Raw genomic sequence first — 20,319 nt, 5'->3', positions numbered from 1 at the left:
CTCAGCCCGCGAGCCGGGTGTCTACCCCACGCACGTCCGCGGGCAGATCCTCCTCGGCGCTCCCGAGCCCGAGGTGCTCGCGCAGGGTCGTGCCCTCGTACCCCGTGCGGAACAGGCCGCGGCGCTGCAACTCCGGCACCACGTAGTCCACGAAATCGTTGAAGGTGCCCGGGGTTTGCGCACTCGACACGATGAACCCGTCGGCCTCACCGCCGGTGAAGGACTCCTCGATCTGATCCGCGACATCGGCGGCCGTGCCGACGAACTGCGGCAGCAGGACTCCCTGGGCGTAGAGCTTGCCGATGTCGCGGAGGGTGAGACTGTCCCGCTCGGAGAGGCGTCGGGCGACGTCGAACAGCCCCTGTGTGCCGCTCACCTGGACGTCTTCGACGGGAGCGTCGAGATCGTAGGCGGAGAAGTCGTGGTCGGTGTGAACCGACAGCGTGATCAGGCCGGAGATCGGATCGGCGAGTTCGTTGTGGAACGCCTGCTTCTCCCGGGCGATCGACTCGGTCTCGCCGATGAACGGGATGAACGCCGGGAAGATTGTGACGTGGTCGGGATTTCGGCCGAAGTTCACCGCCCGCGACTTCACGTCGTCGTAGTAGGCCCGGCGTCCCTCCGGGGTCGGGTCGATCTCGAAGATCGCCTCCGCCCACCGCGCGGCGAAGTCCTTGCCGGTGTTCGACGACCCCGCCTGGATGAGTACCGGGCGATGCTGCGGTGAGCGGGGCTGGTTGAGCGGACCCCGCGTGCGGTAGTGCGTGCCTTCGTGGTCGACGGTGTGGATCTTCGACGGATCCGCCCAGACGCCGGACTCCTTGTCGGCGGTGACGGCGTCGGCATCCCAGCTCGACCACAGCTTGATCGCCGTGCTGACGAACTCCTCGGCACGCACGTACCGCTCGTCGTGTCCGACGTGGTCGTCGAAGCCGAAGTTCTGCGCCTCGGCCTGCGACAGCGACGTCACGATGTTCCACGCGATCCGTCCACGGGTGAGGTGATCGAGGGAACCGAAGACGCGCGCGAGTTCGTAGGGGTGAAAGTAGGTGGTGGACTTGGTGACCGCGATACCGAGTCGCGTGGTGACGGCGGCGATGCTCGCCGCGACCAGGCTCGGATCGATCGTCGCGGCGGCCTGAGTGCCGCGCCGGAAGGGTTCGGACTGGTCGCCGCCGAACCGGACCGGTGCGGCGAGCAGGTCGGCGAAGAAGGCGAAATCGAACTTGCCGCGTTCGAGGATGCGGCCGACCCGGTGGTAGTGGTCTGGCCCGAAGTGGTCGGTCTCCGAGCCGGGATGACGCCATGCGGCGTGCGAATGGGTGACGGGGGAGGCGATCAAGAAACCACCGAGATGGAGCTGACGGGTCACGGATGATGTCCTTCGGTCTGGGTCGCCGGAGCGAGTCGGGGAGGTGCCGCCACGGGCAGGGAGGTGATCGGGACAAGTCAAGGCGCGCCGAACGCCGAGGGCGAGGGTTGCGCCCGGGGTGATCGCAACAGGCTCTTGACATACAACCAATTGGTTGTATGTTTGAGACGTGGCCGAGAACGCAGGCGAACCGACAGACGAGGACCGGGCCGACGCCCTGTTCCACGCGCTGTCGGACCGCACCCGTCGTGACATCCTGCGACGCGTGCTCGCCGGCGAACACTCGGTCTCGGTGCTCGCCGCGAAATACGACATGAGCTTCGCGGCGGTACAGAAGCACGTCGCCGTCCTGGAGAAGGCCGGTCTACTCACCAAGCGTCGTTCCGGACGCGAGCAGCTGGCCAGCGGCGATGTCGCGGCAGTGCGTTCGGTGGCCTCGATGCTCACCGAGCTCGAAGCGGTGTGGCGTGGTCGTATCGCCCGCATCGACGATCTGCTCACGCTCGAATCACCCTCACCCACAACCACAGCGGAGGAATGAACAATGCCTGTCATCGATGTGACACCCGACCTGGACGCCCGGACGATCACCATCAACGCCGAGTTCGCGGCCCCGATCGAACGGGTGTGGCAGATCTACGCCGATCCGCGTCAGCTCGAGAAGATCTGGGGCCCGCCCACCTATCCGGCGACCGTCGTCGACCACGACCTGCGCCCGGGTGGCAAGGTCACGTACTACATGACCAGTCCCGAGGGCGAGAAGTTCGGCGGCTACTGGAAAGTCGAATCGGTGGACGAGCCCACCGGCTTCACCTTCCTGGACGGCTTTGCCGACGGGGACCTCAACCCGATCACCGACATGCCCGAATCCCGCAATTCCTACGCATTCACCGAGACGGACGGTAAGACCGTCGCCACCTTCATCAGCACCTACGACTCGGCCGAGGCCTTGCAGAAGGTGCTCGACATGGGAGTCGTCGAAGGTGCGTCGTCGGCGATCAACCAGATCGACGAGTTCCTCGCGGCCTGAGGGTCACAGGTTCGAGTTGAGTGTCGGGAACCCCTCGGGCAGTTCGGCGGCCGGGCCGCCGGCGCCGGACCCCGTGGGCTCGACGTCCAGCCCGTGCGTGTAGGCGGCCATCGAGATCGACCCGGCGGCATGGCCGTCCACGAGCAGATCCAGCGGGGCGTCCCCGGCGAGACCGGCGATGTACAGCATCGGCAGATAGTGGTCCGGGGTCGGCACGGACTTGTCGAAGTCGGGATGTCCGTCCAGACTCAGCACACTCGACGGCTTGTCCAGCAACACCTCTCGGGCCGCGTCGTCGAACCGGTGGGCCCAGTCGAATCCGCTGTCGGGCTTCGCGAAGTCGACCGCGCGGAGGTTGTGCACGATGTTGCCGCTGCCGATGATCAGCACACCCTGGTCGCGGAGCGGGGCGAGCCGGCGGCCCAGTTCGTAGTGGTGCTCGTAGTCCTTGAAAGCGTTGAGCGACAACTGGAGTACGGGTACGGACGCATCCGGGAACGTGTGCACCAGCACCGACCACGTCCCGTGGTCGATACCCCAACTGTCGATGTCGTGACCGCACCACGTGGGTTTGACGACATCGGAGACCATGTCGGCGACATCCGGGTCGCCCGGGGCGGGGTACTCCACGTCGAAGAGGTCCTGCGGGAAACCGTAGAAGTCGTGGATCGTCCGCGGCCGTGGCATCGCCGTCACGGCGGTGGCGTTGGTGTACCAGTGCGCCGAGATCACCAGGATCGCTCGCGGTTTCGGCACCGATGCACCCAGAGCGGCCCAGGCCTCGGTGTACTTGTTGCGCTCCAGGGCGTTCATCGGGTTGCCGTGACCGATGAACGCGACCGGCATCGTCCCCGAGCTCGTCGCGTCTACCGCTGACATCGTCGCCTCCTCCGGCCGATTGCGGACGGAGTCGACGCTACTCCGGAATCGCCGAAGTCGCCGACAGGGGTTCGGCGCCCGTGGAACAATACAATGCATAAGCGCTGGTCAATGCTGATTGCCGCGGTCCTCGCGATCGCTCTGGCGGCGTGCGGCACCGGGGGCGGTTCCGAACCCGCGTCCTCGTCGGCCTCGTCGTCGAGCCCGCAGCAGGCGGCGCAGATCGAGCAGATCGTCGAAGGTCTGATGGAGTCCCAACACCTCAAGTCGGTGATCGTGCGTGTCACCGAGGACGGCCAGGAGGTGACCACCAAGGCGTTCGGCGAGTCGCAGACCGGTGTACCCGCCACCGCGGACATGCACTTCCGCAACGGGTCGGTCGCCATCGCCTACGTCGCGGCGGTGTTGTTGCAACTCGTCGACGAGAAGGCGGTCGCCCTCGACGACATCATCGCGACATGGGTGCCCCAGATCCCCAACAGCGACCGGGTCACCCTCCGGCAACTGGCGACGATGACGTCGGGGTACCAGGACTATGTGCTCGGCAACGACGCGTTCGAGATCGAGGAGTTGACGAACCCGTTCAAGGCGTGGACGACCGACGAGATGTTGTCCTACGCGGTGAACAAGCCGCTGCTCTACGCCCCGGGGACGAACTGGAACTACGCGCACACCAACTACGTGATCCTCGGCCTCGTGCTGGAGAAGATCACCGGTGAATCGGTCGCGGATCTACTCCGGCAGCGGATCTCCGAGCCGCTCGACCTCGACAACACGGTGTCGGATCTGACGGCGGTGATCCCGGAACCCGCCCTGCATGCCAACTCGTCGGAACGCCGCGGGATTCTGAACCCTCCACCGTCGACGCCGTTCTACGAGGAGACGACCGGCTGGAACCCGTCGTGGAGCATCACCCACGGTGCGATCCAGACGTCGAACATCTACGACGTCGAGGCGACGGCCCGGAAACTCTTCGCGGGGGAGACGCTGTCGGCCGAGGGCTACGACACCATGGTCTCCACCCGGCTCCGCGGCGTGGCGCGTCCGCTGGCCGGTTGCTCGACGTGCCGGCCGATGAACGAGGAGTACACCTACGGCATGGGAGTCGTGCTGACCGGCGGCTGGATCGTGCAGAACCCGTTGTTCAACGGCTACGCGGCGGTCGTCGCGTATCTCCCGTCAGAGAAGATCGCCATCGCGGTGGCGGTGACCTACGACGCCGAGGCGTTCGGTCCGGACGGCTCCTACGCCAACGGCGGCAATCCGATCTTCGCGCAGATCGGCGCCCTGATGGCCCCCGACTCCGCGCCACCGATCCCGCGGAACTGACGCCGCCGCGAGCCCCGGCCGTCGTGCTGCGAAAACCCACCCAGCGCGGGTGCCATAAGGTGGCAGGTATGGTCGACCGCCTCCCCGACGACGATCTACGGGTCGGAAACCCGGAACGCGAACGGGCCGTGACTCTTCTCAACGACGCCTTCTCGTCGGGATATCTGGAGATCGCGGAGTTCGAGGACCGGTCCGGTCTGGTGTACGCCGCCAAGACCCGCGCAGACCTGCGAGCCGTCCTGGAACACCTGCCGAACGCCGGTCGCCTGTTCAACGAGCCGGGCCAGGCCGTAGCCGCGACCCCGGCCGTCGCCGTCCCTTCGGCCGGGCCCGTGCACCTCGCGGCCGAGTGGGAGACGGTTCGACGCAAGGGCACGTGGCATGTTCCGCCGTCGACGCTGGTCACCGGCAGCATGGGCACCGTCGACATGGACTTCACCCATGCGACGTTCCCCGGGCCGTCGACGATCCTGCAGCTGCAGGTCTCCATCACCACGGTGAAGCTCCGGATCGGCCCCGATCAGGAGATAAGGTACGGCGACCTCCAACTATCCGGATGGTCGAAGGTGAAGGACAAGGCCGGCGCACCGACGCGTCCGGGCGGACCGGTGATCGAGCTGACGGGGTCGGCGTCGGGGATGACCGGCATCGTCATCAAACGGAGCTGACGCATCGAACGGTATCGACCGGGGCTGACCGCTCGCCGTTACGCGAACGCTGGGCGGGTTTCCTACTTGTGCTCACGTTGAACTCAACGGTGTCGCGAGTGTTTCCCGATTCGTAACGTTGCCGCACGTGGCCGACCGAACACTCAGTATCAGCGCGCCCGGCGATCCGCGGGCGGTGGACCCGGGGTCGTCCGACTCCCCATCGGCCAAGGCGGGCCGGTCGTCCCGGCTGCACACCATCCTGCGCGCGCTGTCACCCATCGCCGTTCTCGTGCTCTGGCAGGTGGGCAGCGCACTGGGGATCATCCCGCAGGACAAGCTGCCCGCACCGTCGCTGATCGCCGAGGCCGGGTGGGAGGTCCTGAACAACGGACAACTCCTCGACGCCATCGCGGCGTCGGCGCAGCGGGTCGCGATCGGACTGACGATCGGCGTCGCGGTTGGGATCGGTCTGGGCCTGCTGGTCGGCCTGAGCAAGTTCGCCGACTCGGCCATCGACCCGAACATGCAGGCTATACGCGCACTTCCGCTCTTCGGTCTGATCCCGTTGTTCATCCTGTGGTTCGGCATCGGCGAGATGCCCAAGGTGCTGCTCGTGTCCCTCGGCGCGCTGTTCCCCCTCTACCTGAACACCTCCGCCGCGATTCGCCAGATCGACGGCCGCCTGGTGGAAACCGCTCGCGTGCTGGGCTTCTCGCGGCTGACCACCATCCGCGATCTCATCATCCCGGGTGCCATGCCGCAGATCCTGGTCGGTCTGCGCCAGGCCCTGGCGATCGCATGGCTCAGCCTCATCGTCGCCGAGCAGATCGCGGCCACGTCCGGGCTGGGATACCTGATCAACAACGCGCGCGACTTCCTGCGCACCGACATCATCTTCTTCGGCCTGATCGTCTACGCCGCACTGGGTTTGATCACCGACGCCATCGTGCGTGCGCTGGAGCGCTACACGACCCGATACCAGAACCGGTGACGCCCCCAACCCGCACATCCCGAGTCCAGGAGGCCCTACCATGACCGCCATCGCCACCCGCGATCTCGAGGTCCCGTCCGCCGACGACCTGGTCGACCCCGCCGGATACGCCGCGGAAGTCGAGAACGCGAGCCTGAGCTACGGGGACTATCTCGTGTTGCGGGACGTGACCCTGCGGGTCGGGGCGCACGAGATCGTCGCGCTCATCGGACGCAGCGGCAGCGGCAAGTCGACGCTGCTTCGCCTGCTGGCGGGCCTGTCGCAGACCGAGTCGGGCAGCGTCCGGACCGCCGGTCACCCGGCGGTGTCCTTCCAGGAACCGCGACTCTTCCCCTGGCGCACCGTCTTACAGAACGTCGCCTTCGGCCTCGTGCGCGAGAAGGTCGGCAAGTCACAGGCCCGCGAACGCGCGCGCCGCACCCTCGACGAGGTCGGCCTGAGCGACAAGACGGGTGCGTGGCCCGCGCAACTCTCGGGTGGTCAGGCGCAACGGGTCTCGCTCGCCCGTGCGCTCGTGGCCCGTCCGCAACTGCTGCTGCTCGACGAGCCGTTCGGCGCACTCGACGCCCTCACTCGGCGCACGATGCACGAACTGCTCATCTCGCTGTGGCGCGACAACGGGTTCGGTGCACTCCTCGTCACCCACGACGTCGACGAGGCGTTGCGGCTGGCCGACCGCGTCGTCGTCCTGGCCGGTGGCGAGATCGTCGAAGACCTCACCGTGCCCCGTCCACGTCAGACCGGCGACGCCGATGACCCCGACTCCGAGATCCCGCGCCTGCGAGCCGAATTGCTGACCGCACTCGGCGTCGCCGATCCGGCGCGCTGACCCTCCCGTTCCCTGACCGAAAGCCGATCTCGATGACACACCACCATCTTTCCGTGCGCGCATCCCGGGCCCGACGACGCCGCGTGCTCGCCGCCGTGCTGGCCACCGCCGCCCTGACCCTGGGCCTCGCGGGCTGTGTGCAGCGGGAGGACACCGCCGAATCGATCGCGAACGAGACGGTCGACGTCGCCTCACTGCAGGACCTGACCCTCCGAGTCGGAGACCAGAAGGGCGGCACCGAAGCCCTACTGCGCGCCTCGGGCGAACTCGAGAAGCTCCCGTTCACCATCGAATTCTCCACCTTCACCTCCGGCCCGCCGCAGATCGAGGCCGCCACCGCAGGCAAGATCGACTTCGCGGTCACCGGGAACACGCCGCCCATCTTCGGCGCCGCGGCGAACGCGAAGGTCAAGATCGTCACCGGGTACGCGAACAACGCCAGCGGCGACGCGATCCTGATCCCGGGAACGTCGACACTGGCCTCGGTCGCCGACCTCAAGGGCAAGAAGGTCGCCGTGGCGAAGGGCAGCTCGGCCCACGGACATCTGCTGCTGCAACTGAACAAGGTGAATCTGACCCTGGGGCCCGGCAAGGATGTCGAGCCGGTCTTCCTTCAGCCCGCGGATGCGTTGTCGGCGTTCACCTCCGGGAACGTCGACGCATGGGCGATCTGGGACCCGTACACCGCGATCGTCCAGCTCGAGAACAACCCGAAGACGCTCGTCACGGCCGAAGGCGTATCGAACGGTTACGGTTTCGGGATCGCGGGCGACGAGGCGCTTGCCGACCCGCGTCGCAACACCGCGGTACGGGAACTGGCGCTCGGGATCGCGCGGGCCGCCAACTGGGCCAAGGCCAACCCGGAAGAGTGGGCCGAGCAGTACTCCGCCGAGGTCGGGATCGACCCGCGGGCCGGCGCGATCGCCCAGGGCCGCAGCCTTCGACCCGCGATCGCACTCGACGACAGCGTCGTGGCGTCGGAGCAGGAGCTCGCCGATGCCTTCGCCGACTCCGGGCAACTCCAGGGGCAGGTCGATTTCGCAAAGTTCGTCGACAACCGCTACGACGAGGCCCTGGCACCGCTGTTCGGCACGCCCCAATCCTAGTGGCGCGAGAAGGGAACACGCCCATGAGCCATTTCCATTGGTTTCTGCCGACCGCCGGTGACAGCCGCGGGATCGTCGGAGCCTCACATGCATCGGCGACGAAACGGCACCCTCCGGGTTACCGTGCGCCAGACCTGCCGTACCTGATCGATGTCGCACGCACCGCCGATCGGCTCGGCTACGAGAGTGTCCTGACCCCGACCGGAACCTGGTGTGAGGACGCGTGGCTGACCACGGCCGCCGCGATCACCCACACCGAGCAGTTGACCTTCCTCGTCGCATTCCGCCCCGGGCTGATCTCGCCGACCCTGGCCGCACAGCAGGCGGCGACGCTCCAGCGATTCTCGGGTGGACGGATCGCGGTCAACATCGTGACCGGCGGTGACGAGGTCGAGCAACGCCGGTTCGGTGACTGGGTCGACCACGACCGCCGTTACGCGCGCACCGACGAGTTCGTGCAGATCGTCGACCGGCTCTGGTCCGGTGAGACCGTCGACTTCGACGGAGAGTTCTACCGTATCGCCGGGGCGTTCCTCGCGGATCCGCCGACCGATCCACCGCGGATCTACTTCGGCGGGTCGTCGGACCCGGCACTGACCGTTGCGGCCTCGCGTGCCCAGGTCTACCTCACGTGGGGCGAGCCGCCGGCGGTGGCCGGAGAGAAGATCGCGGAGGTGGCGCGACGCGCCGAGACGGTCGGCCGGTCACTCGAATACGGTGTGCGGCTGCATGTCATCGCCCGCGAGACCTCCGAGGAGGCGTGGCGGGTCGCCGACACACTGCTGCAGGGGATCTCCGACGACGAGATCGAGACCGCGTTCGCCCTGCACTCGGTCTCGGACTCGACCGGTCAGCGTCGGATGGCCGAACTCCACGGCGGACGTCGCGATGCGCTCGAGATCCATCCCGGCTTGTGGGCGGGGGTCGGGCTCATCCGTGGGGGAGCCGGCACCGCGCTCGTCGGCAGCTACGACGAGGTCGCGGCGCTGATCGGCGAGTACGAATCCGAGGGCTTCTCCCACTTCATCCTGTCGGGCTATCCGCACATCGAGGAAGCGCACTGGTTCGCCGAAGGCGTGCTGCCGGTGATCCGAGACCGGGTCGACGCCCTGAGCTGACAGCGTTCTGGACCGCTCGGGCCCCACCGGGACAGCTCAGCGGGCGAGCCACTCCGACAACCGGTCCGACGACCATGTCGTGACGATCCGGTCGGGGTCGATGCCGTGGTCGACGGCCCGCCGCGCGCCGAGGATCTTGAAGTCGAGTTGCCCGGGTGCGTGGGCGTCGGAGTCGATCGCGAACAGGCAGCCTGCGTCGTCGGCGATCTCGATCAGTTCGTCGGGCGGGTCGACCCGCTCCGGACGGGAGTTGATCTCCACGATGGTGTCGTGGGCCGCGCAGGCGGCGAACACGGCCTCGGCGTCGAAGGTCGAGGGCGGGCGGTGGCCGCGCCCGCTCAGCACTCGCCGGCCGGTGCAGTGGCCGAGGACGTGCACCCGTGGATCAGAGACCGCGGCGATGAGCCGGTCGGTCATGGCGTCGTGCGCCATGCGCAGATTGGAGTGCACGGACGCGGTCACGACGTCGAGCCGGGAGACCATCTCGTCGGTCTGATCGAGCGTGCCGTCGTCGAGGATGTCGATCTCGATTCCACGGAAGAGACGAAAGTGGCTGCTGTGACCGGTGTTCCAGTTGTCGATCGCCTCGATCTGGGCGGCGAGCCGTTCCGCGCTCAGTCCGTTCGCGACCGTGAGGCGCGGCGAGTGGTCGGTGATCGCGAGCCAGTCGTGGCCGGAGGCCTCCGCAGCCGCGGCCATCTCGTCGATGGGCGCGCCGCCGTCGCTCCAGTCGGTGTGGGCGTGCAGGTCGCCGACCACGGCCTCGACGAGGCCCTCGGCGCCGTCGGGGGCGAGGGGTGGATCTTCGCCCTGCAAACGTGCGAGGTACCCCGGTAGCTCACCGTCGGCGGCCTCGGCGATGACCGCCGCGGTGGTCTTGCCTATTCCCTTGATCGCGGTGAGAGTGCCGGCGACAGCCCGTGCGTGTAGCTCGGACGGGTCGAGTCCGGCGGCCGCCTGCCCGGCGCGGCGGAAGGCCTCCACGCGGTACGTGCTCTCCCGGCGACGCTCGAGCAGCCACGAGATGCGCTCGAGTGCGCGAATCGGGTCCACCGGAGCCGACAGCGGGGTCAGGGGCCTCATCGGCGAACAGCCCTTTCAACGCCTGTTGCCCGGCACGCGAAAGGCGGCCGGGCAACAGGTCTCATGTGTGATGACGGTCAGGTCTGACCGATCAGTGTGCGGCTTCGAAGGCCTCGATGATGCTCTGCGGGATGCGACCGCGATCACTCAGTTCGTAACCTTCGCGGATGGCCCACTCGCGAATCGCCTTGGTGGTCTCCTTGTTGCGTCCGCCCCCGGTCGCAGTCGACGCCGTTGCGGTGCGCTTGGTCACGCGACCGGTCTGGCGGGAGATGTCGAGGTACTTCGACAGCGAATCGCGGAATTGCTGCGCGTGCTTCGACGAAGTGTCGAACTCGTAGTTCTTTCCGTCGAGTGACCACCGGACGGTTTCGTACTGATCCAGCACCTTACCGTCGAGATCGTCGATGACCTGAACGATTTCCTTTTTCGCCATGAATTGCTTGTCCCCTCGAATTGTGTCATCCGACCAAGACGGACGTGCAAGGCCCGAAAACCTGCGTCCCCCCGTTTTGATCTATTCCAACTGTGCACAGCTTAGACTCAAACCATGAGTACTTGCTGAGAACCCCCGCCTAGACCATAAATCATTGAATAGCGTTAGGGAAGTCGAGACACGTCCGTTTGTTGACAAGTCGGATCCATGCTGGTCTCGACGGCGGGTTACGCGCAGTGGCGGACCGGTTCGAAGTAGGTGTGGTCTAGCTCGTGGGCACAGCCCCGGTCGTCCGCCGGGACGATTCGTCCGATTCCTCGGGCGACACGCTCACCAACGCTTCGGGCGCCCGATCTGCTGCATAGATGGTTTGGTAACCGTTCGGGGTGATTGCGAATCCTGATTGAGAACGCGATTCTAGACAGAACATACCGACGGTCTCAACGAGACAAGAAAATCGTGATATCGAAATTGTGCGACCGAAGTCGACAATCGAACTGCGATACAGAACGGGATATCGATTGGCGCACGCACCGCGCTGCGGTCCATCCGGTCCCAGGACGGCGTAATCCCGGGCCCAGTCGCAGGCGCCCGAGTCGGACGACGGGCGTTCCGCCGAGGAATCGTCGTCCGCATCCTCATCGATCCGACAGGCGAGCGCCGACGAACCGTTGGTACCGGTCGAGCAATTCACCGCCCGATCCGGCGTCGAGAAATGGAAACCGGACGAGTCCTGCAGCGGCGAATCCTCCGTCACCGAGCCCTGGTGGAAACGCGAGTTGTCGACGCGTGGTGCCATTGCGACGACTCGCCCGATTGTCCAGTCGGGCAGATTCCGCGCCGAGTCCTCGCCGGTGGTCGATGTCGTCGACGAGGACTCGATTTCGGTCACCGTCGACAACTCGTCGGTGGGCGGAATGACGATTCGGGACGGGCCGGAGTCCGACGGCAGGGAGCATCCGGCGAGTGCGACCGAAACGGTCAGAGTCCCGATTGCCGCGGTTGCGCAGATCACGCGCAGAAATCGGCGGTCGCGGGACCGTGATGTGGATTCGGGGCGGGGTCGCCGATTTCCGTACCCTTGCACTGTGCCGACCCCCAAGATCGTCTTGTTCTACGTCTTCGTTCCGCTGCCCGATCCCGAGGCCATCCGGTTGTGGCAGCTGGCGGTGTGCGAGTCGCTCGGGGTCCGGGGCAGGATCATCGTGTCACGCCACGGGATCAACAGCACCGTCGGTGGCGACATCGCCGCGGTCAAACGCTACGTCAGGACGACCCGCGCGTACCCCGGGTTCGCGGGGGCGGACATCAAATGGTCCGACGGCACGGGCCGGGACTTCCCGCGGTTGAGCGTGCGCGTCCGGCCCGAGATCGTGACCTTCGGGGTTCCGGACGAGATCGAGGTCGACGAGAACGGGGTCGTCGGCACCGGAACCCGGCTGAGTCCGGAGCAGGTGCACGAGCTCGTGGACGCCCGCGGCGACGACGTGGTCTTCTTCGACGGGCGCAACGAGATCGAGGCAGAGGTCGGGCGATTCGCCGACGCGGTCACGACCAAGGCGCGGACCACCCGGGACTTCGTGCCGTTGATCGAGAGCGGCGCGTTCGATCATCTCAAGGACCGGCCGATCGTCACGTACTGCACGGGCGGCGTGCGCTGCGAGGTCCTCAGCACGGTGATGCGGAACCGCGGGTTCGCCGAGGTCTACCAACTCGACGGTGGCATCGTGCGTTACGGCGAGCGGTACGGCGACGACGGGCTCTGGCAGGGTTCGCTCTACGTCTTCGACGACCGCATGGGCGTGGAGTTCTCCGACCACGCGGAGGTGCTCGGCCGCTGCGTCGAATGCCGTCGTCCGACGAGCAATGTCGCCAATCACCCCGATCGGGACGGCCGCGACCTCGCCGTGATCTGTGCGGACTGTCTGGAACCCGACCGCCGGTGATGAGCGCTGCGAAGACCCCCGGTCGCCGCGGTCCGGTTCCGGTCGTCGTGGTGGCCGGGTATCTGGGTTCGGGAAAGACGACACTGCTCAATCATCTGTTGCGGTCTGCCGGGCGCACCGGCACCCGTTTGGGCGTGCTGGTCAACGACTTCGGCAAGGTGAACATCGACGCGCTGCTCGTCTCGGCGCAGGCGGACGGCACGGTGAGCCTCGGGAACGGGTGCATGTGCTGCACCGTCGACGCCGACGGCCTCGCGGACGCGCTCACCTCGCTGGTTCGTCCGAGCGCGGGGATCGACGCCATCGTGATCGAGGCGAGCGGGATCGCCGAACCCAAAGCGCTCATCCGGATGGTGACGTCGGTGGCGGACGCACGACTCCGCTACGGCGGACTGGTCTACGTGGTCGACGCCGCGCACGTCGAGGAGGTGCGCGGTACGCATCCGGAGCTGGACTCGCACGTCGCGATCGCCGACCTGGTGCTCGTCAACAAGGTCGACCTGATCCCGGATGAGTCCCGACGCGTCGTCGAAGAGCTTGTCGCACAACTCAATGCGACCGCACCGCGGGTGGCGACCCGGAATGCCGCGATCGATCCGGCGCTCCTGTTCGATGTCGTTCAGCGCGACGTCGCGCAGGCTCGGTCCGGCCAGATGGCTTTCGACGAGTTGCTGCTCGACGACGCGGGTCACGCTGACCACGAGCATCTGCACGCTGAATACGAGTCGGTGTCGTTCTCCAGTGACCGGCCGATGGATCCGCGGCGCCTGGCGCGATTTCTCGAACGTCCGCCCAATGGGTGTTTCCGGATCAAGGGAATCGTCCATTTCGACGTACCGAGGCATCGGCAGCGGTTCGTCGTGCACGGAGTCGGCGGCTTCGTGCGCGTGATGCGTGAATCCTGGGAAGGGCGGCGTCCGGCCACCGAACTCGTCGCGATCGGGCGCGGTCTCGACGAGGCGGCCGTGCGCGCCGAGCTGGAGGCCGCCGTCGCCCGACCGGAGGGCGCTGCGGACGAGAACGGCATCCTCGGAATCCTGCGGCACCTGGCGGACTGACCCGCGACACGCTCGACACGCCGATCGGAGAGGTCACAGCTCCCTAACGAAATGCCGTTGTCCCAGGACGACCATTTCGGAATCCCGCATTCGTTTGTTTCACTGTTATGTCTGTGACCAGTGTGACCAGTGGTACTCAACGGGAGGGAGTGAGGCAAGTGACCAGCGCCTCGGCGCGTCGCGGCCTCGACAGCGCAATGTTCCGAAAGACGACAGCCCAACGCCTCGCCACGATCGGCTTCGCCATGGTGGCCGCCACGTCGATGGCGGTCGCCTCGAACGTGGTCGCGGCACCCGCCGAAGCGGCCCCCGCCCGCGGGACGGCACTGGCGGGGAAGACGATCTTCCTCGACCCCGGTCACCAGGCCTCGGCCGCCGGTCACGACCTCAGGGCACAGGTGCCGGACGGGCGCGGTGGCAAGAAGGACTGCCAGACCAGCGGCGCGACCGGTGTGAACGGCGCCAAGGAGCACACGGTCAACTGGCAGATCGGGCAACTCGTGAAGGCCGGCCTCGAAAGCCAGGGGGCTCGGGTGGTCCTGAGCAGGCCGGACGACACCGGGTGGGGCGGTTGTGTGGACGAACGCGCCGCCGCGGCCAGTCGCTCGGGCGCCGCGGTCGCGGTCAGCCTGCACGCCGACTCGACGGCGCGGGGAGCCGACGAGTCCAAGAAGGGCTTCCACATGATCGTGCCGTCGCTGCCGGTCCCGGATGCCACCGTCGACCGCGTGCAGTCCGGCGAGGGACGCGAGGCCTCGACGACCATGCGCGACGCCTTCGTCAAGGCCGGGTTCCCGTCGGCGAACTACGCCGGCGTCCGCGACGGCATCCAGACCCGTCCCGACATCGCCGCGGTGAACCTGACCAAGGTCCCGGCGGTGTTCATCGAGATGGGCAACCTCGCCAACCCCGGTGAGGCCAAGGCGCTCGCCGGCCGGGACGGTCAGGTCAAGTACGCCATGGCGATCACCGACGGCATCCTGAACTACGTCAACGGGAACGCCGCCACCGGAGCGGGCCCGGCGCCGTCGGTGCCGACGGACGACGCCAGCGGACTGTCCTCGGTCATCCCCTTCGTCGAGCAGCTCCTCGCCACCGAGGACCCCGAAGCCGTGGCGCGGCTGCTGATGACCCAGGGCCAGGACGTGTCCGCACAAGTGCTCAAGGCGATGCTGACCATCGTCTACGCGCTCTTCGACGGGAAGCTGCCGATCGGCTGACGTCGCCTGCGCGCGGCCGGACCCGGCGGGGCGATCCGTCGATCGGCTGAGGTCCGCCGCGGCGGACGGCTAACCTCGCGTCATGGGTCTCAGAGAGCTGCTGTTCATGGACACCCCGGTGCCGTCGCTGCGTGGCCGCAAGGTCCTCATCACCGGCGCGGCGAGCGGAATCGGCAGGGCCACCGCCCAGGCCGCCGCCGCCCGGGGCGCCGAACTGGTGCTCACCGACCTGCACGCGGATCAGCTCGACGAGGTTGTCGCGGCCATCACCGCGGCCGACGGAACGGTCCTCTACCACGTGGCCGGGGACGTCTCGGACTTCGACTGGGTGGCCGGGTTCGCCCGCCAGGTCGACGCCGAGGTCGGCGTCATGGACGTGGTGATGAACATCGCCGGGATCTCGGCCTGGGGAACGGTGGAGAATCTCGAACACCGGCACTGGCGGAAGCTGGTCGACGTCAACCTGATGGGGCCGATCCACATCATCGAAAACTTTGTGCCGCAGATGATCCGACGAGGACGCGGCGGACACATCGTGAACGTGTCGTCGGCCGCCGGCCTGTTGGCGCTGCCGTGGCACGCCGCATACAGCGCCAGCAAGTTCGGGCTGCGGGGCGTGTCGGAGGTTCTTCGATTCGATCTGCGGCGTCACGGGATCGGGGTGTCGCTGGTGTGCCCCGGCGGGGTGGACACGCCGCTGGTCGACTCCGTGGAGATCGTCGGCATCGACCGCGAGAACCCGCGGGTCAAGGCCGCCATCAACGGATTTCACAAGGTCGCGGTGTCGCCCGACGTGGCGGCGGCGGCGATCCTGACCGGGATTCGCAAGAACCGCTTCATGGTCTACACCTCGTTCGACATCCGGTTCGGGTACTGGTGGGCGCGAAAGTTCGCACTGCCGTATGAGATCGCGATGCGAGTCGCCAACGATCGTTTCGACCGGCTCGCGCGAGTGAGTGCGAAGAGTCTCGAGGCGACGGCGACCGACGAGCATTCCTCCCGGTGAGTCCCGCCTTCACCAAGACGCTGCGCGAGAGCGGCCCGCGGGGCGGTCATCCCGACTTCTTCGCGGCCGAAGCCGCCGGGTTGCGTTGGCTGTCGGCGTCGGGAGCGCCTGTCGTACAGGTGATCTCGGTGAGCGAAGACGCAATCGAACTCGAACGCCTCGAACGCGGTCGGCCATCGCCCGGAGCGGCACGGGAGTTCGGGGCCGCGCTCGCTCGGATGCACGACGCGGGCGCCCCGCAGTTCGGTTCCCCGCCTGCCGACGCGGACGGAACACCGTTCTCCGGTCAGCTGTTCATCGGTCGCCGAGAGTTGAGCTCGGTCGAATACCGGTCGTGGGGTGAGTTCTATGTCCGGGAACGGGTGGAACCGTATCTGGCCCCGGCACGCGCGGCCGGGAACCTCACGACCGAGGACGAGGACGCGGTCCGCGACGCATGTGTCCTGATCGCGGACGGCGTGTTCGACGACGACGAGGGGCCGGCACGCATCCACGGCGACCTCTGGAACGGGAATGTGATGTGGACTCCGCGGGGCGTGGTGATGATCGACCCGGCCGCGCACGGCGGTCATCGGGAGACCGATCTGGCGATGCTCGCATTGTTCGGGTGCCCGCACCTCGATGCGGTCCTCGACGGCTATCGAGACGCGCACCCGCTCGTCCCCGGCTGGCAAGACCGCGTCGACGTCCACCAACTGCATCCGCTCGCCGTGCACGCGGCCGGCCACGGACCCGGATACGGCTCGTCGCTGGGCCGCGCGGCGCGGGCGTCCGCCGCGCTCGCCCGCGGCTGACACACGCCATAATCGTCGGCGTGACTCACAACGCGCTGCCCCGACCCGGTGTCCTCGTCGTCTCGGCGACGCGGGCCGAGGCCAGACATGTGCCGCCCGGGATGCGGGTGCTCGTGACCGGCATCGGCAAGGTGCGCGCGACGATGGCGCTGAGCCGGGAACTCGCCGGCGGGGCGCCGGTCTCCGAGGTCATCAACATCGGTACCGCGGGGGCCCTGCGCGACGGTGTGAGCGGCGACGCCGAGTTGGGTCTGTTCCTCCCGTCGGCCGTGCTCGAACACGACATCAGCAGCACCGAACTACGGGCGATGGGTTATGAGATGACCGACCGCTGGGAGCTACCCGGCGGCGACGGAACGGTGCTGGCGTCCGGGGACACCTTCGTCGCGGATCCGGTTCGTCGGCGCGAACTCGCCCGGCATGCCCACCTCGTCGACATGGAGGGATGCGCGGTCGCCCACGTGAGTGCCGAGTTCGGCGTGCCCTGCCGCCTGATAAAGGCGGTCACCGACAACGCGGACGAGGGTGCGATGGAGTGGCCCGCGCTCGTCGACGCCGCAGCGCGTCGGCTGGGGCGTTGGCTGGAACGCAACGTCACGAGCTGAGGCTCAGGACCGAGTGTCGGCGACTCCGGCCGGGGGGATGTCGGTTGCCGACTCATACGTCGGGATGTCCGGGCGTCGCGGCGCGGGCGTGGCGTCCGACGGCGTGAGGTCGGGGGCCGCGAGGTCGGCGACCGTCGGTCGCGGCGCGCCCGTTGCGGAACGAGAACCCTTCGTCGCCGAGCGGGACGTCGCGGACGGCCGGTCCGGAGCGCCGGTCGAACGCGGTTTCGCCCGCGATCCCGGCGCGGCCTTGGTCGACGGCGAAGACTGCGCTGCCGATCGGTTCTTCTCGGGAGACGCCGACGGGGCCTCGGTGGCGGCTCCGGACGAGCCGGCTCCCTTGGCGCGACGATGCGTTGCCGCGCGGCCCGAGGGCCGGTCGGCATCGCCGCTCCCGGCCGCGGACCTGCTCGGGGGCGTCCGGCCCGCCCTGTCGCGACCCGCGGCCCGGCGTTTCGCCGGCTCGGCGGCCTCGCGGGTCAGGAACCACCGGGCGAGCACGATCCCCAGGGTCACGAGGAACGTCGTCAACATCCAGGGGAAGTCCGCCGCGATGGGGAGCAGGACATTGAAGACGAGGCTCTTCAGTCCCGACGACGCCTGCTCGGAATTGAGTCCGTACAGCGTGACGATGCTGACGAAGAAGGCGATGAGCGGGGGCTGCGCGGCGGCGGTGAACAGGGCACGACGACGCACCGCCAGCGCGGCGATCACACATCCGACGAGGTAGCAGAACTTGTAGATCGAGCCCAGCGAATCGTTGCTGCCGGCGTCGATGGCCGCACCGAGGCCCGTGATCCCGGTGGCCAGGAGAACGGCGCCCCACCACGGCACACCGCGGACCGCGGGCAGTACCGACTGCCGGTCCAGTGGTACCGCGGTTTGGAGACGTTGCGGGGAAGGCACATGGTCACGGTACCGGGTCCTCGACAGAAATCGTTTCACCCCCGGACCGGGGCGTCGATGCCGCCTCAGGCGCCGTCCCAGGCCGGGCGGTCGGCCCCGCCGGGCGGCAGGTGTCGTGGATCACCGGTGGTCGTGGGGCGTCCGGGACGTCGCCCAGGGCGTCGAGCTCGGCCAACCGGCGTGCGGTGACGCCGAGGCGACTGTCCACCGAACCGATCGTCGAGTTGTAGGCGTCGACCGTGCGCTGCAGCGATGTGCCGAGGGTGCCGAAGTGAGTGAGCACCCCGGCGAGCCGCTGATGGAGCTGCAGACCGAGGTCGTGGATGACCGCGGCGTCGCGAGCCATCGCATCGTGACGCCATCCCAGTGCGACGGTCCGTAGCAACGCGATGAGGGTGGTCGGGGTGGCGATGACGACGTTGCGTGCGAAGCCGAACTCGAGCAGGTCGGGGTCGGTGCGGGCGGCGGCTTCCAGGACGACGTCGCCGGGCACGAACAGCACCACCATCTCCGGTGTGTTGTCGAAGGCGGACCAGTAGGACTTCGCGGACAGTCGTGCGATGTGCGCGCGCAGGGCGCGAGCATGTTCGCGGATGAGTTTGTCGCGAACGGACGTGTCGGTGGCCTCGGCCGCCCGCAGGTAGGCGTCGAGGGGCACCTTGGCGTCCACGACGATGTCGCGGCCGCCGGCGAGGTGGACGACGAGGTCCGGCCGCAGCGTCGTGGCACCCCGGCCGTTTCCCGAACCGTTCGGATCGGAGGGGTCGGTGACCGACACCTGGGTGCTGAAGTCGCAATGCTTGGTCATGCCGGCGAGCTCGACCACGCGCTCGAGCTGGACCTCACCCCATCGGCCGCGGGCGTGCGGGCTGTGCAACGCGTTGGCCAGCTGGCGGGTCTGGTCGTTGAGCGCGATCGACGCCGAGTGGATCCCGCGCACCTGCTCGGTCAGTCCGGCGTACGCGCCGATCCGGTTGTTCTCGACCCGGCGCAGTTCGTCGGCGAGCTGGGCGAGGTTGGCGCGCAACGGCTCGACGATGTGCGCAACCGAGCTGCCGATCGCCGACGACTGCCGGCGTGCCGCGTCCTCGGTGGCCCACGACAACGAGGACGCGACGTCGTCGCGCGCGGCGCGCAGCATCTCCACCTCGGCACGAGCCGCCGCCACGGTCGCGGCACTGCGAGCGGCGTGCGCCCACCAGCCCAGGGCGATCCCCAGGGCGAGGCCGACGACGAGTGAGAGGGCGGCAGCAGTCATGTCGTCGATGGTGTCGGACACCCCCGACAAGTTCGGCCGGACCGCGGGCGACGGGCACTATCGGTCGGCGGAACCGCTCCGCTCGTCCGGGCCGCTCCGTGCGCCGGCCTCGAAGTCGAGCAGCCACTGCTTGGTGGGCAGGCCGTAGCGGAAACCACCGAGGCTTCCGTCGCTGCGCTTCACCCGGTGGCAGGGCACGAACAGGGCAGCCGCGTTGCGCGCGCAGGCGGCTGCCGCGGCCCGGACCGCCGCCGGCTGACCGGCCAGTTCGGCGAAGCGGGTGTAGGTGACGGGGTTTCCGGGCTCGACCAGGCGCAGGGCGTCCCAGGCCGGACCGAGGAAGGTCCCGCCGGAACGTTGGACGACCGGAATCCGTGACGGCGCGGCGAGATCGCCGTCGTAGTACGCCGACACGGCGTCGGTGATGGCGCCGAGCGCTGCCGATGGCTGGACCGATTCCGGGCGTAGCGCGCGGTGGACGAGCGCCGTCAGGTAAGCGGGGTCGTCGGTCCACCCCGACGCCAGGACCCGGTGGTCGGGATCGGCGACGACGGTGAACGCCCCGTTGGGAGTGGCGACGGTGGCATAGCCGACTGTCGTTGTGCGGCCGATGGTTCGGTCACTCCCCGGTTCGGGGGTGTCGGGCCCGGAGGCGGCGGTGGTGGTGGTCGGTGCGGACATTGTCGCTCCTTGCGGATCGCTG

At 68.0% G+C, this 20,319-nt stretch carries 22 protein-coding genes; 14 read left to right on the top strand and 8 right to left on the bottom strand.

Going from position 1 to position 20,319, the window contains the following annotated elements:
• Nucleotide 1: 1 nt before the first annotated feature.
• The gene (locus tag KB201_RS12985) at nt 2–1,372 is read right to left on the bottom strand and encodes an LLM class flavin-dependent oxidoreductase (protein ID WP_211539421.1); all 1,371 of its coding nucleotides are present in this window, start codon (nt 1,370–1,372) and stop codon (nt 2–4) included.
• A gap of 169 nt (nt 1,373–1,541) precedes the next feature.
• On the opposite strand from KB201_RS12985, the gene KB201_RS12980 reads away from it, so the two are divergent.
• Nucleotides 1,542–1,913, top strand: coding sequence for a helix-turn-helix transcriptional regulator (locus KB201_RS12980; RefSeq protein WP_159371227.1), 372 nt, complete (start codon nt 1,542–1,544; stop codon nt 1,911–1,913).
• 3 nt (nt 1,914–1,916) lie between these two features.
• Nucleotides 1,917–2,402 (top strand): SRPBCC domain-containing protein, encoded by a 486-nt coding sequence (locus KB201_RS12975; protein WP_058252460.1) that lies wholly within the window; start codon nt 1,917–1,919, stop codon nt 2,400–2,402.
• A gap of 3 nt (nt 2,403–2,405) precedes the next feature.
• Here KB201_RS12975 and ygiD read toward each other — a convergent pair whose 3' ends face one another.
• Nucleotides 2,406–3,281: a 4,5-DOPA dioxygenase extradiol gene (gene ygiD / locus KB201_RS12970; RefSeq protein ID WP_159371226.1), complete on the bottom strand. Its 876-nt coding sequence runs from the start codon at nt 3,279–3,281 to the stop codon at nt 2,406–2,408.
• Nucleotides 3,282–3,374: 93 nt separating this feature from the next.
• Between ygiD and KB201_RS12965 the strand changes: the two genes are divergently transcribed.
• From KB201_RS12965 to KB201_RS12940, 6 genes are all read left to right on the top strand, one after another.
• Nucleotides 3,375–4,610 (top strand): serine hydrolase, encoded by a 1,236-nt coding sequence (locus tag KB201_RS12965; protein WP_211539420.1) that lies wholly within the window; start codon nt 3,375–3,377, stop codon nt 4,608–4,610.
• Between the two features lie 68 nt (nt 4,611–4,678).
• Nucleotides 4,679–5,278: a DUF1707 domain-containing protein gene (locus KB201_RS12960; RefSeq protein WP_058252553.1), complete on the top strand. Its 600-nt coding sequence runs from the start codon at nt 4,679–4,681 to the stop codon at nt 5,276–5,278.
• Between the two features lie 127 nt (nt 5,279–5,405).
• Entirely contained in the window at nt 5,406–6,251 is an 846-nt protein-coding gene (locus KB201_RS12955; protein WP_058252462.1) for an ABC transporter permease, read from the top strand.
• 40 nt (nt 6,252–6,291) lie between these two features.
• Nucleotides 6,292–7,080, top strand: coding sequence for an ABC transporter ATP-binding protein (locus tag KB201_RS12950; protein WP_058252463.1), 789 nt, complete (start codon nt 6,292–6,294; stop codon nt 7,078–7,080).
• Between the two features lie 32 nt (nt 7,081–7,112).
• A complete protein-coding gene (locus KB201_RS12945) occupies nt 7,113–8,186 on the top strand; it encodes an ABC transporter substrate-binding protein (protein WP_058252464.1) in 1,074 nt (357 codons plus the stop codon).
• A 23-nt stretch (nt 8,187–8,209) separates the two neighbouring features.
• Complete coding sequence (locus KB201_RS12940) at nt 8,210–9,304, top strand: LLM class flavin-dependent oxidoreductase (RefSeq protein ID WP_058252554.1); 1,095 nt, start codon at nt 8,210–8,212, stop codon at nt 9,302–9,304.
• 36 nt (nt 9,305–9,340) lie between these two features.
• Here the strand turns inward: KB201_RS12940 and KB201_RS12935 are convergent, their stop codons facing one another.
• The 3 genes from KB201_RS12935 to KB201_RS12925 all read right to left on the bottom strand — a co-directional run bounded on the left by KB201_RS12935 (nt 9,341) and on the right by KB201_RS12925 (nt 11,910).
• Nucleotides 9,341–10,387 (bottom strand): PHP domain-containing protein, encoded by a 1,047-nt coding sequence (locus tag KB201_RS12935; protein ID WP_058252465.1) that lies wholly within the window; start codon nt 10,385–10,387, stop codon nt 9,341–9,343.
• Between the two features lie 91 nt (nt 10,388–10,478).
• Entirely contained in the window at nt 10,479–10,823 is a 345-nt protein-coding gene (locus KB201_RS12930; protein WP_058252466.1) for an Lsr2 family protein, read from the bottom strand.
• Nucleotides 10,824–11,088: 265 nt separating this feature from the next.
• Nucleotides 11,089–11,910: a hypothetical protein gene (locus tag KB201_RS12925; RefSeq protein WP_374193920.1), complete on the bottom strand. Its 822-nt coding sequence runs from the start codon at nt 11,908–11,910 to the stop codon at nt 11,089–11,091.
• 1 nt (nt 11,911) lies between these two features.
• Here KB201_RS12925 and KB201_RS12920 point away from each other — a divergent pair, with 1 nt between their 5' ends.
• The 6 genes from KB201_RS12920 to KB201_RS12895 all read left to right on the top strand — a co-directional run bounded on the left by KB201_RS12920 (nt 11,912) and on the right by KB201_RS12895 (nt 17,452).
• The gene (locus KB201_RS12920) at nt 11,912–12,769 is read left to right on the top strand and encodes a rhodanese-related sulfurtransferase (RefSeq protein ID WP_058252467.1); all 858 of its coding nucleotides are present in this window, start codon (nt 11,912–11,914) and stop codon (nt 12,767–12,769) included.
• Nucleotides 12,769–13,827, top strand: coding sequence for a GTP-binding protein (locus KB201_RS12915; RefSeq protein ID WP_211539419.1), 1,059 nt, complete (start codon nt 12,769–12,771; stop codon nt 13,825–13,827). Before KB201_RS12920 ends, KB201_RS12915 begins: the two co-directional genes overlap by 1 nt.
• A gap of 197 nt (nt 13,828–14,024) precedes the next feature.
• Nucleotides 14,025–15,047 carry an N-acetylmuramoyl-L-alanine amidase gene (locus tag KB201_RS12910; protein ID WP_058252468.1) on the top strand — a complete coding sequence of 341 codons (1,023 nt, stop codon included), beginning with the start codon at nt 14,025–14,027 and terminating at the stop codon, nt 15,045–15,047.
• Between the two features lie 82 nt (nt 15,048–15,129).
• On the top strand, nt 15,130–16,053 hold the full coding sequence (locus KB201_RS12905; RefSeq protein WP_058252469.1) for an SDR family oxidoreductase: 924 nt from the start codon (nt 15,130–15,132) through the stop codon (nt 16,051–16,053).
• Nucleotides 16,050–16,847 (top strand): fructosamine kinase family protein, encoded by a 798-nt coding sequence (locus KB201_RS12900; RefSeq protein WP_078113690.1) that lies wholly within the window; start codon nt 16,050–16,052, stop codon nt 16,845–16,847. The genes KB201_RS12905 and KB201_RS12900 overlap by 4 nt, the downstream gene beginning before the upstream one ends.
• A 20-nt stretch (nt 16,848–16,867) precedes the next feature.
• Nucleotides 16,868–17,452 (top strand): nucleosidase, encoded by a 585-nt coding sequence (locus tag KB201_RS12895; protein ID WP_065631068.1) that lies wholly within the window; start codon nt 16,868–16,870, stop codon nt 17,450–17,452.
• 3 nt (nt 17,453–17,455) lie between these two features.
• On the opposite strand, the gene KB201_RS12890 is transcribed toward KB201_RS12895, so the two are convergent.
• From KB201_RS12890 to KB201_RS12880, 3 genes are read right to left on the bottom strand one after another with little or no spacing between them, the layout of a single operon-like run.
• On the bottom strand, nt 17,456–18,358 hold the full coding sequence (locus tag KB201_RS12890; RefSeq protein ID WP_211539418.1) for a DUF6542 domain-containing protein: 903 nt from the start codon (nt 18,356–18,358) through the stop codon (nt 17,456–17,458).
• 4 nt (nt 18,359–18,362) lie between these two features.
• A complete protein-coding gene (locus KB201_RS12885) occupies nt 18,363–19,616 on the bottom strand; it encodes a DNA recombination protein RmuC (protein ID WP_211539417.1) in 1,254 nt (417 codons plus the stop codon).
• Between the two features lie 57 nt (nt 19,617–19,673).
• Nucleotides 19,674–20,297, bottom strand: coding sequence for a methylated-DNA--[protein]-cysteine S-methyltransferase (locus KB201_RS12880; RefSeq protein WP_211539416.1), 624 nt, complete (start codon nt 20,295–20,297; stop codon nt 19,674–19,676).
• Nucleotides 20,298–20,319: the final 22 nt, after the last annotated feature.

Origin of the sequence: Gordonia sp. SCSIO 19800 (genome assembly GCF_018132775.1) — a bacterium.
GTDB lineage: Bacteria > Actinomycetota > Actinomycetes > Mycobacteriales > Mycobacteriaceae > Gordonia > Gordonia hongkongensis.
This window is presented reverse-complemented; position numbering and strand designations above follow the sequence as displayed.